At 72.7% G+C, this 12,574-nt stretch carries 12 protein-coding genes; 2 read left to right on the forward strand and 10 right to left on the reverse strand.

Annotation, left to right across the window (positions count from 1 at the left end; translation table 11 throughout):
- Positions 1–87 precede the first annotated feature (87 nt).
- The 4 genes from E4P41_RS12310 to hisC form a co-directional block, all read right to left on the reverse strand.
- Entirely contained in the window at positions 88–1,176 is a 1,089-nt protein-coding gene (locus tag E4P41_RS12310; RefSeq protein ID WP_135141545.1) for a YihY/virulence factor BrkB family protein, read from the reverse strand.
- Between the two features lie 124 nt (positions 1,177–1,300).
- Entirely contained in the window at positions 1,301–1,867 is a 567-nt protein-coding gene (locus tag E4P41_RS12315; RefSeq protein ID WP_135141546.1) for a 2'-5' RNA ligase family protein, read from the reverse strand.
- Positions 1,864–2,886: a tryptophan--tRNA ligase gene (gene trpS, locus E4P41_RS12320; protein WP_135141547.1), complete on the reverse strand. Its 1,023-nt coding sequence runs from the start codon at positions 2,884–2,886 to the stop codon at positions 1,864–1,866. Before trpS ends, E4P41_RS12315 begins: the two co-directional genes overlap by 4 nt.
- 47 nt (positions 2,887–2,933) lie before the next feature.
- On the reverse strand, positions 2,934–4,052 hold the full coding sequence (gene hisC, locus E4P41_RS12325; protein ID WP_135141548.1) for a histidinol-phosphate transaminase: 1,119 nt from the start codon (positions 4,050–4,052) through the stop codon (positions 2,934–2,936).
- Between the two features lie 72 nt (positions 4,053–4,124).
- Here hisC and galE point away from each other — a divergent pair, with 72 nt between their 5' ends.
- Complete coding sequence (gene galE, locus E4P41_RS12330) at positions 4,125–5,081, forward strand: UDP-glucose 4-epimerase GalE (RefSeq protein WP_135141549.1); 957 nt, start codon at positions 4,125–4,127, stop codon at positions 5,079–5,081.
- Between the two features lie 213 nt (positions 5,082–5,294).
- Here the strand turns inward: galE and E4P41_RS12335 are convergent, their stop codons facing one another.
- A complete protein-coding gene (locus E4P41_RS12335; RefSeq protein WP_135141550.1) occupies positions 5,295–6,626 on the reverse strand; it encodes a hemolysin family protein in 1,332 nt (443 codons plus the stop codon).
- Between the two features lie 206 nt (positions 6,627–6,832).
- On the opposite strand from E4P41_RS12335, the gene E4P41_RS23225 reads away from it, so the two are divergent.
- Entirely contained in the window at positions 6,833–7,783 is a 951-nt protein-coding gene (locus E4P41_RS23225; RefSeq protein ID WP_245177297.1) for a CAP domain-containing protein, read from the forward strand.
- 98 nt (positions 7,784–7,881) lie between these two features.
- Here E4P41_RS23225 and E4P41_RS12345 read toward each other — a convergent pair whose 3' ends face one another.
- The 5 genes from E4P41_RS12345 to E4P41_RS12365 all read right to left on the reverse strand — a co-directional run bounded on the left by E4P41_RS12345 (position 7,882) and on the right by E4P41_RS12365 (position 12,564).
- Positions 7,882–8,673: a hypothetical protein gene (locus E4P41_RS12345; RefSeq protein ID WP_245177298.1), complete on the reverse strand. Its 792-nt coding sequence runs from the start codon at positions 8,671–8,673 to the stop codon at positions 7,882–7,884.
- Positions 8,674–8,962: 289 nt separating this feature from the next.
- A complete protein-coding gene (locus E4P41_RS12350; RefSeq protein WP_135141552.1) occupies positions 8,963–10,177 on the reverse strand; it encodes an NADP-dependent isocitrate dehydrogenase in 1,215 nt (404 codons plus the stop codon).
- Positions 10,178–10,215: 38 nt separating this feature from the next.
- Complete coding sequence (gene mdh / locus E4P41_RS12355) at positions 10,216–11,169, reverse strand: malate dehydrogenase (RefSeq protein WP_135141553.1); 954 nt, start codon at positions 11,167–11,169, stop codon at positions 10,216–10,218.
- Between the two features lie 149 nt (positions 11,170–11,318).
- Positions 11,319–11,618 (reverse strand): DUF3017 domain-containing protein, encoded by a 300-nt coding sequence (locus E4P41_RS12360; RefSeq protein WP_135141554.1) that lies wholly within the window; start codon positions 11,616–11,618, stop codon positions 11,319–11,321.
- Positions 11,619–11,691: 73 nt separating this feature from the next.
- On the reverse strand, positions 11,692–12,564 hold the full coding sequence (locus tag E4P41_RS12365; protein ID WP_135141555.1) for a bifunctional methylenetetrahydrofolate dehydrogenase/methenyltetrahydrofolate cyclohydrolase: 873 nt from the start codon (positions 12,562–12,564) through the stop codon (positions 11,692–11,694).
- Positions 12,565–12,574: the final 10 nt, after the last annotated feature.

The following is a 12,574-nucleotide window of genomic DNA, read 5'->3' on the forward strand; positions in this document are numbered from 1 at the left end:
CGCCCGGGGTGGCCGCCGCCGCGCCGGCGCCCCAGGTCGCAGGCACGGACGGCGGGGGACCGGTGCTGCTGCCGGTCGGGCTCGCCGTCACGGCCGCGGGGATCGTCGTCGCCACGCTCGTCGGCCGTCGCCGGGCGGTCCGGGTGGCGTCCCCGGCCGAACCGTCGGCTCGTGCGCCGGGGGCACCACCGGCTCGGTCCGCTCGGTCACCACGTGGGCGTCCCCCTGCACCTGGGGCAGGGTCGCCGTCCACGCGGCCGTGAAGAACGCGAATCGGCAGACGAGGTTGATCCAGACCAGGATGCCGACGGCGCCCCCGAAGGCCGACGCGGTCACGCTGCCCGAGATCAGCGACAGGTAGAGGCTGCCGAGCAGCTTCATCACCTCGAAGCCGGCCGCGCCGAACAGCGCGCCGGGCAGCAACCGGCGCAGCGGGTGGGCGGTGGAGGGCACCACCTTGAGCAGCCACAGGAAGACGACGACGTCCGTGACGAGCGCGAGCGCGAGGCCGAGCGCGGTGGTGAGGAACGCCAGGATCGAGGCGTCCTGAATGCCCAGCAGTCCCGTCAGCCATCCGGTGGCCTGGGTTACGACGCCGGTGAACCCGAGGCTGAGCAGCCCCATCGCCCCGAGCGCCACCAGCGCCATCAGGTCCTGCAGGTTGTCGCGGAGGAACTCCGGCTCGTCGAGGCGCCCCTTCCAGATGCGCTCCATGCCCAGCCGCAGCTTGTCCATGGCCCGCAGACCGGCGTAGAGGAAGCCGGCCAGGGCGATGATCCCCACGACACCGGCCGAGCCCACCGCACCGCGCAGCTCCCGCACGATCTCGACGCCCGTGGGCCCGGGGAAGGAGTTCCGGATGGCCGAGTACAGCTCCTGCTGCAGCAACGCGTTGCCGGCGAGGACCAGCCCGATGACCGACGCGACGAGCAGGAGCACGGGGACCAGGCCGAGGAACACGAAGTAGGTGACGCCGGCGGCCATGAGGTCGCCCTGGGTGCGCTGGTAGCGGCCGCCGGCGCGGGCGAGGTGGTCGAACCACGAGAGGCGGTGGCGCAGCCGGTCGACCCGCTCCTGCCAGCGGCCGGGCAACTGGGTGACCCGCGACCAGCGGCCGCCGGGAGGCTCATCCTCGGCGCGCGCGGGAGCGGGCTGCTCGGTCCGGGTGGCGCTCACCCGCCCGAGTCTGCGGTCAGACCGCGCCACGCGCCCCCCGGCCCCTGGTGACGGACTGGAACGGCCCTCCTGCAGGGGCCCGCCCCGAGCGACAGCGAGGGGTGGGGGGAAGGAGGGTCCTTCTTCAGTGCGGCGGACCGGTGAGGGAGTACTCGCGGGCCACGGTCCAGGCGCCGTCGGGGGTCTGCTCGAACTCGGTGAAGTGCCGCACCCGGAACTCCGCCGAGAGGTCCGCGAGGCCGCAGTAGGCCAGGTCCAGCATGTCGGCCGCGACGTCGTGGGCGACGGTCACGTGCGGATGGTAGGGGTAGGACAGCGACCGGGCGAGCGGGCCGCTGCGGACGTCGTTGGCGATCAGCTCGCAGTTGCCGATGCCACGGGCCACGGCGACGAAGACGACCGCCGAGACCGGCGAGAAGGTGCCCGTGCCCGACAGGTGCATGTCGAACGGCGGGTGGGCGCGGGCGACCTCCGCCAGGTGGGCGGCGATGGCCGGCCGGTCGGCCGCCGCCACCTCGGTGGGCGGCAGCAGGGTGACGTGCGGGGGCACCAGGCTGGCCTGCGGGTCGCCGACCTTGGTCCGCCAGTCGACGAACAGCTGCGACCACGGCTCCGGTATGGGCACGACCACGCCGAGGACGGCGGTCTGCGCCGCGCTGCGGCTGCGCGGTACGAACGTGTCGTCGTTCACGCCGGCGCTCCCGCCGGTGGCAGGAAACCGACCTTGCCGTAGACGTCGGTGACCGTGCGGACGGCGACCTCGCGAGCCCGGGCCGCTCCCCCGGCCAGGGTGCGCTGCAGCTCGGCGGGGTCGTCGAGCAGCTCGTGGGTGCGCTGCCGGACCGGCGTCACGAAGTCGGCGACCACCTCGGCCAGCTCCTTCTTCAGGTCGCCGTAGCCGCGTCCGGCGAAGTGCTCCTCCAGCTCGGCGACGCTCCGCCCGGACAGCGCGCTGTGGATGGTCAGCAGGTTGGTCACGCCCGGCTTGCCCTCCGGGTCGGCGACCACCTCGCGGCCGGTGTCGGTGACCGCCGACCGGATCTTCTTGCTGGTCGCCTTGGGGTCGTCGAGCAGGTCGACGCAGCCGGCCGGAGGCAGGCTCTTGCTCATCTTCCTGTCCGGCGACTGCAGGTCGAGGATCTTCGCCGTCCCCTGCACGATGTGCGCCTCGGGCAGCGTGAAGGCCGTCCCGAACCGGTTGTTGAAGCGGGTGGCCAGGTCGCGGGTGAGCTCGAGGTGTTGCCGCTGGTCCTCACCGACGGGCACCCGGTTGGCCTGGTAGAGCAGGATGTCGGCCGCCTGCAGCACCGGGTAGGTGAACAGGCCGACCGAGGCGCCCGAGGTGCCCTCGCGCTGGCTCTTGTCCTTGAACTGGGTCATCCGGCTGGCCTCGCCGAAGCGGGCCAGGCACTCCATCACCCAGGACAGCTGCACGTGCTCGGGCACGTGGCTCTGCACGAACAGCGTGCTGCGCGCCGGGTCGACGCCGAGGGCCAGCAGCTGGGCCGCCGAGACCAGGGTGCGCCGGCGCAGCGCTTCGGGATCCCACTCGACGGTGATCGCGTGCAGGTCGACGACGCAGTAGAAGGCCTCGTGGTCCTCCTGCAGGGCCACCCACTGCCGCAGCGCACCCAGGTAGTTGCCGAGGTGGAAGGAGTCCGCCGTCGGCTGGATGCCGGAGAGCACGCGGGGAAGATCCACGGCGGCCATCAAACCAGCCGATCCTGGGCCTGCGCTCCCCGTCCCGGACACCCTCGTCACCGGCCGCGCGCCGCGCCGGCCGACCGCACCTGGTCGAGCGCGGCGAGGAAGACGTCGTCCTCCTCCGGGGTGCCCACCGTGACCCGGATCCCCTCGCCGGCGAACGGCCGGGTGATCACCGCCCGGGCCTCCAGCGCTGCGGCCAGCCCGGCGACCTCCTCCCCCACCGGCAGCCAGACGAAGTTGGCCTGGCTGTCGCTGACGTCGAGGCCGCGCTCGCGCAGCGCACCGGTGAGCCGCTCCCGCTCGGCGGTGACCGCCGCGCAGCGCCGGCGCACCTCCTCCTCACTGGCCAGTGCGGCGACCGCCGCGGCCTGGGCCAGGGAGGAGACGCTGAACGGCACGTGGGTCTTGCGCACCGCGTCGGCGACGACCGGGTCCTCGGCGACCAGGTAGCCGACCCGCAGCCCGGCCAGCCCCCATGCCTTGGAGAAGGTCCGCAGCACCGCGACGTTGGACCGGCCACGCATCAGCTCCAGCCCGTCGGGGACGTCGGGGTCGGTGACGAACTCGCGGTAGGCCTCGTCCAGGACGACGAGGGTCGTCTCGGGGACGACGTCCAGGAAGCGCTCGAGCGCGGCCCGGCGCACCGCCGTCCCGGTGGGGTTGTTCGGGTTGCAGACGAAGACCACGCGGGTGGTGTCGTCGACCGCGGCGGCCAGCCCCTCGAGGTCGTGGGTGTCGGCCGGCCCGCCCGGACGGCCGGGCACCAGCGGGACCTGGATGGACCGGGCGGCGGCCACCTGCGCCAGCAGCGGGTACATCTCGAACGACCGCCAGGCATAGGCGATGCTGGTGCCCGGGTCGTTGAAGGACTGCGCCAGCTGCTGGCAGAGCATGACCGCTCCGCAGCCGGTCACCACCTGGGCGGGGGCGACACCGTAGCGCTGCGCCAGCGCGGCGGTGAGGACGACGGCGCCGTTGTCCGGGTAGCGGTGGGTCTCCGCGGCCGCAGCGGTCAGCGCCTCGACGACCGCCGGCAGCGGCGGGAAGGCCACCTCGTTGCTGGCCAGCTTGACCGCCCGCTCGACGCCGATCTCGCGGGCGAGATCGGCGGGGTTGCGCCCCGGCCGGTAGGCGGGGAGCTGCTGCACTGCCGGTCGTGCGCTGACCACGTCCGCTGCCTCCTGACCGCGCCCCCCTGCGTCGCGCCGGTAGGGCCTGTGCGCGGATCTAGGGTGGGGCGCATGCGCGTTCTCGTCGCCGGTGGGGCCGGCTACATCGGCAGCGTAGTCACGGCCGCCCTCCTCGCGGGCGGTCACGAGGTGACCGTCCTCGACGACCTCTCGACCGGGCACGCCGACGCGGTCCCGCCGGGGGCCGGGTTCGTGCAGGCCTCGCTGCACGACTCGGCGCCCGTCCTGGCCGACGTCCGACCCGAGGCGGTGCTGCACTTCGCGGCCAAGAGCCTGGTCGGCGAGTCCCAGGTCGCGCCGCAGATCTACTGGGACACCAACGTGTCCGGGACGCTGGCACTGCTGGAGGCCATGCGCGCGGCCGACTGCCGCCGGATCGTCTTCTCCTCGACCGCGGCGACCTACGGCGAGCCCGAGCAGGTGCCGATCCGCGAGGACGCTCCCACCCGGCCGACCAACACCTACGGCGCCACCAAGCTCGCCGTCGACGCGATGCTGACCTCGTACGCAGCGGCGTACGACTTCGCGGCGGTGAGCCTGCGCTACTTCAACGTCGCCGGTGCCGCCTACGGCCTGGGCGAGCGGCACACCACCGAGACCCACCTCATCCCGATCGCACTGCAGGTGGCGGCCGGCCAGCGGGAGCACCTGACGATCTACGGCGAGGACTACCCCACGCCGGACGGCACCTGCATCCGCGACTACATCCACGTCGAGGACCTCAGCGACGCCCATCTGCTCGCGCTCACCGCCCCCGCGCCGGGCGAGCACCGCATCTACAACCTGGGCAACGGCACCGGCTTCTCGGTGCAGCAGGTCGTCGACGCCGTCCGCGAGGTCACCGGCCACCCCGTGCCGGTCGTCGTCGGCGAGCGCCGGGCCGGCGACCCGGCGCAGCTGGTGGCCTCGAGCGACCGGATCCGCGAGGACCTCGGGTGGACGCCGCGGCACACCGACCTGGCCGACATCGTCCGCGACGCCTGGGAGACCGCGCAGAAGCGCGCCTGACCGCCTCCGGCCCCCTGCAGCGGCCCCCGGTCGTCTCCTGACGTCGGGCCTCCTCCCGGGCACCGCGGCCCCGTCCCGGGCTCCGCTCCGAACCTGCGAGAGGTGGGGAGGGCGGGGTCCACCTACGAGGGGTGGGCAGGAGGAGGTCCTTCGACGAAGGGCTCGGGAAGAGGGACGCTTCCACGAGTGGCGGGGGCAGGCGGGTCCTTCTTCTCAGCCACCGATCGTGCCCGTGGGAACGGTCGCCGGATCGACCTCGGGCTCGGGTGCCCGGCTGACCGAGATCCGGGCGATCCGCCGTCCGTCGAGCTCGAGGACGGTGAGCGTGCGCCCCTCGACCTCGACGGTGTCGCCGACGTCGGGCAGCCGGCCGAGCTCGGCGAGCACGTACCCGGCGACGGTCTCGTACGGTCCCTCGGGCAGCTGGACCCCGGTCACCTCGCGGAAGTCGTCGAGGTTGAGCAGGCCGTCGACCTCGTGCGGGCCGTCGGGCCGCTCGGCATCGCCGTCGGCGACGTCCTCGTCGTACTCGTCGTAGATCTCCCCGATGACCTCCTCGATGAGGTCCTCGAGGGTGACGATGCCGTCGGTGCCGCCGTACTCGTCGACGACGATCGCCAGGTGCTGGTTCTCCCGCCGCATCTCCGACAGGGCGGTGAGGACGCCGGCGGTGCCCGGCAGCCGGTTCACCTCGCGGACGAGGTCGCCGACGGTCGCCGCGCGACCGGCCGGGTGATTGGGCAGGAACAGGTCCCGGACGTGCACGAAGCCGAGGACGTCGTCCTCGTCCCGGCCGACGACCGGGTAGCGCGAATGGCTGGAGTCGTGCACCTGCTTGGCCGCGCGGCTGGCGGTCATCGACGCCTCGAGGAAGTCGACCTCGGTGCGCGGTGTCATGACCTCCCGGACCTCGCGGTCGCCGGCCCGGAACACCTCGCCGATGAGCCGGCGCTCGTCGGAGCTCAGCGACTCGTGCGCCGTGACCAGGTCGCGCAGCTCCTCCTGGCTGATCGACTCGCCACTGGCGGTGGGGTCACCGCCCACGAGCCTGACCAGCAGGTTCGTGGACTTCGACAGCAGCCAGATGACCGGGCGGGACAGCTTGGCGATGGCGTTGAGCGGCGCGGCGACCAGGAGCGAGAAGCCCTCGGCCCGCTGCAGCGCGAGGCGCTTGGGGGTCAGCTCGCCGACGACCAGGGACAGGTAGCTGATCGCGATGGTGACCAGCACGAAGGCGAGCGGGTCGGCCAGGCCGGCGCCCATGCCGAGGGTCACGAACCACTCGGCCAGCGGCTGGGACAGCGTGCTGGCACCGAAGGCGGCGGAGAAGAAGCCGGCCAGGGTGACCCCGACCTGGACGGCGGCGAGGAAGCGGTTGGGGTCGCTGAGCAGCCGCTGGACCGCCTGGCCGCGGCGCCCCTGTTCGGCCAGCGCGCGCACCTGCGACTCGCGCAGGGACACCAGGGCGATCTCCGCTCCCGAGAACGCACCGCCGACCAGCACGAAGGCGACGACCATCACGATGTTGAGCCAGACGTCGCTCACCGGCGGCGTGCTCCTCCGAGTCGGGCTGCGGGACGTCGTCCATGCTGCCCGCTCACCGTCGCCGGGACACCACCCGGGCAGACCCGTGGGGAACTTCCTGTGACCTCCATCACACCTCGCTGCCGATCACACTCCGCGCTCGGCTACTCTCGCCAGAGTAACGATCCGCGATCTAGCACCTCGTGAGGGTCAGCCTCGTGCACCACATGCCGGCGGGTCCGCCGCTCTCTTCCCGCGTCGCCGCCGCCCTCTCCGGCTGGATCCGCCTCCTCGGGCGAGCCCTCGGGCCGCGGCGGGTGCTCCCCCTCCTCCTCGTCGTCGGTGCGGTCGCCGGTGTGACGCTCGGCGTCCCGATGGTGTCCGGGGCGGTGACCAGCTTCACCGACCCGGTGGCCCTGGAGTCCACCGCGGCCTCGGAGCGCACGGCCGCCGGTGAGGCACCCTCCGGTGGGCCGTCGACCGCCGCGGACCCCGCTCCGCAGGAGGGTCCGGTGGTGCAGATGGGCGTCGACGGCGCCCCACCACCGTCGGGGTCCGCACCGGTCCCCGGGACGCCGTCGGCCGAGGCGCCCGCCACGGCGACCCCGTCCGCCGCCCCGGCCGAGGACCCGGCGACCGCCCCGTCGTCCCCTGCCGAGGACGCCGCCGCGGCCGAGGAGACCCGGGAGACCCGTGCCGCCGAGGCGGAGGCCACGGCTTCCGCTCCCGATCTCGCTCCCGAGCCCACCGCGGGGCCGGCCCCGGAGCCGGCCCCGGTGGTGCGGGCCGCCGCGGAGGCCGACCCTTCCGCAGAGGGGCAGGTGCTGACCCTGGTGAACGAGGCCCGCGCCTGGGCCGGCTGCGCCCCCGTGGTCGCCGACGCGCCGCTGGCGGCGGTGGCACGGGCGCACAGCGCGGACATGCGCGACCGCGACTACTTCTCGCACACCAGCCCGGAGGGCCTCTCCCCCTTCGACCGGGCCGAGCAGGCCGGGGTCGACTACTCCCGGGCGGAGAACATCGCCTACGGCCAGGCCGGCGCCGATGCGGTGATGCAGGCGTGGATGGACAGCCCCGGCCACCGGGAGAACATCCTCGACTGCGAGCTGACCAAGCTGGGCGTGGGCGTCGCCGAGGGTCCCGGCGGTCCGTGGTGGACCCAGCTCTTCGGCGCCTGACGCCTTCGACGCCCCCGCCTCCTCGTCCCGCGCCCCGGCCCACGGCGCGGCACCGCGACAACACGCTGAGCGCCCTCTTCCGGCCGGTGAGCGGGCGCTCAGCGTGTTCTCGCGGGACTCGACCGACTCGACCGACTCGACCGCAAGGCAAGCAGCCCGCGAATTCGGAAGAGCAGCCGTTCGGGGTGCCGGAGGTCGTCCGCGGTCACGTGGACCACGACCCATCCCGCGGCAGTGAGCCGGTTGAGCCGACGTCGGTCGCCGATGAAGGCCGAACGCGCGCCGTGCCACAACCCGTCGTACTCGATCGCCAGCCGGAGTTCCGGATAGGCGAAGTCGACGCGCGCCACGAAGCCGTCCTGGTCGAACACCCGGTACTGCGCCACGGGCGCCGGTAGTCCCTCACGTCGCATCAGCAGCCGCAGCCGCGTCTCCTGCGGCGACTCGGCGAGCCCGTCTGCCTCGCGTGCGACCCAGGCGGCCTGCACACTGCCCCGGCAAGGCGGCATCCCGGCCACCGAGTCGCGCACGTCGGCCAGCGTGGTCAGTCCTCCCTGCAGTACCCGGTCGAGCAGGACGACCGCCTCGTCCCGGTCACCGTCGCGGATCATGGCCAGTGCAGCGTCCGCCCGGGACACGCAGTGCCAGAGCCCGCACCGGACCAGGTGCTGCTCGGGGAGGAAGCTGCGGACGCGGACTCCCGCGCCGGCGTTCCACCGACGTCCGATCGGCAGGACGACCTCGACCGGGTCGTCGGCCGTCGCGATGCCGGGAACTCCCCACAGGACGGCTGCGCTCCGCCCGGTGAACCCTGCACCGGAGGGCAGCACGAGACCGACGGAACTGACGAGCAGTCGGTGGGTGACCGGCAGTGCGGCGTCCGCGTACACGTCCTGACGGAGGCGCCGCCACGCCGAACTGCGCAGCTGTTTGGGGGTGAGGAGCCCTTTCCGGACGACGGTGGTCCCGCGGAACACGCGTCCCCGGAGAGCCGGTGGCCGTTCGGGCGTGATGGGCATCCGGCGACTCTGCCGCGCGCGAGGACGCGTACAGCCGTCGTCCACAGGCCGATGACACGTCAGTGGCCCCCTCGGACGCGCCGAGGGGGCCACTGACGTGCGATCGGCCACCCTTCAGGGTCCCGCGCCGAGCGTGCGAGGCGTGGGGGAAGGGTGGGCCTTACCCCATGGCCTTCTGCAGGTTGCCGTCGATGGCCGCCAGGAAGTCCTGGGTGTTCAGCCACGGCTGGTCCTTGGAGATCAGCAGCGCGAGGTCCTTGGTCATCTGGCCGCTCTCGACGGTGTCGATGCAGACCTTCTCCAGGGTCTCGGCGAACCGGGTCACCTCAGGGGTGCTGTCGAGCTTGCCGCGGTGGGCCAGGCCCCGGGTCCAGGCGAAGATCGACGCGATCGGGTTGGTCGAGGTCTGCTCGCCACGCTGGTGCTGGCGGAAGTGGCGGGTCACCGTTCCGTGCGCGGCCTCGGCCTCGACGGTGCGGCCGTCGGGGCTCATGAGCACCGACGTCATCAGGCCCAGCGAGCCGAAGCCCTGCGCCACGGTGTCGGACTGGACGTCGCCGTCGTAGTTCTTGCACGCCCACACGTAGCCGCCCTCCCACTTGAGGGACGCGGCCACCATGTCGTCGATCAGCCGGTGCTCGTAGGTGATGCCGGCCTCGTCGAACCGGTCCTTGAACTCGGTCTCGAAGACCTCGGCGAACAGGTCCTTGAACCGGCCGTCGTAGGCCTTGAGGATCGTGTTCTTCGTCGACAGGTAGACCGGATAGCCGCGCTGCAGGCCGTAGTTCATCGAGGCCCGGGCGAAGTCGCGGATCGACTCGTCGAGGTTGTACATCGCCAGCGCGACGCCGGCGCCGGGCGACTGGAAGACCTCGTGCTCGATCGGCGCGGAGCCGTCCTTCGGCGTGAAGGTGACCGTCAGCGTGCCCTCGCCGGGGAACCGGAAGTCGGTGGCCCGGTACTGGTCACCGAACGCGTGACGGCCGACGACGATCGGCTTGGTCCAGCCCGGCACCAGCCGCGGGACGTTCGACATGATGATCGGCTCGCGGAAGATGACGCCGCCGAGGATGTTGCGGATCGTCCCGTTCGGGGACCGCCACATCTTCTTGAGGCCGAACTCCTCGACGCGGGCCTCGTCGGGGGTGATCGTCGCGCACTTGACGCCGACGCCGTGCTTCTTGATCGCGTTGGCCGAGTCGACGGTGATCTGGTCGTCGGTCTCGTCGCGCTTCTCGATGCCCAGGTCGTAGTACTCGAGGTTCACGTCGAGGTACGGGAGGATCAGCTGGTCCTTGATGAACTGCCAGATGATCCGGGTCATCTCGTCGCCGTCGAGCTCGACGACGGTGCCCTCGACCTTGATCTTTGCCACGTGCACGTCCCTCTCTACATGCTCTGAGCCGGCTGGGCTCAGAGGTCGGCTACGTCGGCCTGCTTGGCGCGCACGGCCTCGGCCGCCTCGCGCAGCCCGGCCAGTTCGCTCTCGGTCAGGTCGCCCTCGACCACCCGGCGCACGCCCTCGCGCCCGATCTCGGCCTCGACCCCGAGGTAGACCCCGGAGATGCCGTACTCGCCGTCCACCCAGGCGCACACCGGCATGACCGCTCCGGAGTCCTCCATGACCGCGCGCGCCATGCGCGCTGCGGCCGCGGACGGGGCGTAGTACGCCGAGCCGGTCTTGAGCAGCGCCACGACCTCGGCTCCGCCGTTGCGGGTCCGGTCGACGAGGTGCTCGATGCGGTCGGCGGGCAGGACGTCGGTCAGCGGCTTGCCGTCGACGGTGCAGCGCGAGGGCACCGGCACCATGGTGTCGCCGTGCGAGCCGAGGGTCAGGGTGCGCACCGAGCCCACCGCGGCGCCGAGTTCGCCGGCGACGTTGTTGGTGAACCGGGCGGTGTCGAGCATGCCGGCCTGGCCCATCACCCGGTTCTTCGGGAAGTCGGTGGCCAGCTGAGCGAGCGCGGTCATCTCGTCCAGCGGGTTGGACACGACGATGACCACGGCGTCCGGCGAGGTCCGGGCGATGTTCTCGGCGACCGAGCGGACGATCTTGGCGTTGGTCTCGATGAGGTCCATCCGGCTCATGCCGGGTTTGCGGGGCAGCCCCGCGGTGATGACGACGACGTCGGATCCCTCGGTGCCCTCGTAGGACCCGCCGCCGACCCCGACGACCTCGGTCTCGAAGCCTTCGATCGGCCGGGACTGATTCATGTCGAGGGCCAGGCCCTCGGGCTTGCCCTCGACGATGTCGGTGAGCACGACGGTCTCGAAGATGTCGTACTCCGCTAGACGGAGGGCGGTGGTCGAGCCGTAGAACCCGGCACCGACGACGGTCACCTTGCCGTTCCTGGGCTGCTCTGCCATGGCGGTCAACCTATCGCTGGCGACGCCGGAGCGCCCGGGCAGGTGCGGCCCCCTCGAGGGCACCCGGCCCCCTCCTGGCGCACCCAGAGTCTGCGAAGGGCTCGGGGAGGGGGTCCTTCTCCGAGGGGTGGGCAGGAGGGGGTCCTCGTTCAGGTGGCCGGGATGGCCAGGGCGAAGGCGGTCAGCGTCACCCCGACGCCGGCCAGCAGGACGACGTCCACCGGCCGGCTGCGGACGGCGAGGAACCCGACCCGGCGCAGCGGGAGCAGCAGCCGCAGCAGCCCCCCGCCCACCAGTGCCAGCCCGACGACGACCAGCCCGCGCCGCCAGTGCTCGAAGGTCACCATGAGCAACCCGGCACCCACCGCCAGCAGCACCACCAGCAGCGGCAGCTGACGCAGCAGGCCGGCCAGGAAGGGTCGGCGGGTGTAGAGCGGGGGGCGGGTCACGTGTCCTCCTCGCTAGCGCTCGTCGACCACGTGCCCTGAGGTGCTCTGTCCCCGCGTAACCTCGCGAGCGCGGTCACGAAGCGGAGAGGACGTCCGCGGCGGCGGCCTGCTCGGCGGCCAGGACGACGTTCTGCAGCAGCATCGCCCGGGTCATCGGCCCCACCCCGCCAGGGTTGGGGGCGACGAACCCGGCGACGTCGACGACGTCCTTCGCGACGTCCCCGGCGATCCTGCCGTCGACCCGGCTGACGCCGACGTCGAGGACCGCGGCCCCCGGCTTGACGACGTCCCTGGTGACCAGGCCGGGGACGCCGGCCGCGGCGACCACGATGTCGGCGGCACGCAGGTGCGCGGCGAGGTCGCGCGTACCGGTGTGGCAGAGGGTCACCGTCGCGTTCTCGGAGCGGCGGGTGAGCAGCAGGCCCAGCGGCCGGCCGACGGTGATGCCCCGACCGACGACGACGACCTCGGCGCCGGCGATCGGCACGTCGTACCGGCGCAGCAGCTCGACGATGCCCACCGGGGTGCACGGCAGCGGCCCCGGCACGTTGAGGACCAGCCGTCCGAGGTTGACCGGGTGCAGGCCGTCGGCGTCCTTGGCCGGGTCCATCCGCTCGAGGACGATGCTCTCCTCGATACCCGCCGGCAGCGGCAGCTGGACGATGTAGCCGGTACAGGCCGGGTCGGCGTTGAGCTCGTCGACGACGGCGAGCACGTCGGCGAGCGTGGCGGTTCCGGGCAGCTCGCGCTGGATGCTCGCGATGCCGACCTGGGCACAGTCGGAGTGCTTGGCGTCGACGTACCAGCGGCTGCCGGGGTCGTCGCCGACCAGCAGGGTGCCGAGCCCGGGACGGTGACCGGCCGCGGTCAGGGCGGCGACCCGTTCGGTCAGCTCCGCCCGGATGGCCGCTGCGGTCGCCTTGCCGTCGAGGGTCGTCGCCTGCACGGTGCGACAG

Source organism: Geodermatophilus sp. DF01-2, from assembly GCF_004571065.1.
GTDB lineage: Bacteria > Actinomycetota > Actinomycetes > Mycobacteriales > Geodermatophilaceae > Geodermatophilus.

Excerpts from the sequence above, each read along its gene's own strand:
- galE (WP_135141549.1), top strand. The coding sequence starts at position 4,125 with ATGCGCGTTCTCGTCGCCGGTGGGGCCGGCTACATCGGCAGCGTAGTC.
- trpS (WP_135141547.1), bottom strand. The coding sequence starts at position 2,886 with ATGGCCGCCGTGGATCTTCCCCGCGTGCTCTCCGGCATCCAGCCGACG.
- E4P41_RS23225 (WP_245177297.1), top strand. The coding sequence starts at position 6,833 with ATGCCGGCGGGTCCGCCGCTCTCTTCCCGCGTCGCCGCCGCCCTCTCC.
- mdh (WP_135141553.1), bottom strand. The coding sequence starts at position 11,169 with ATGGCAGAGCAGCCCAGGAACGGCAAGGTGACCGTCGTCGGTGCCGGG.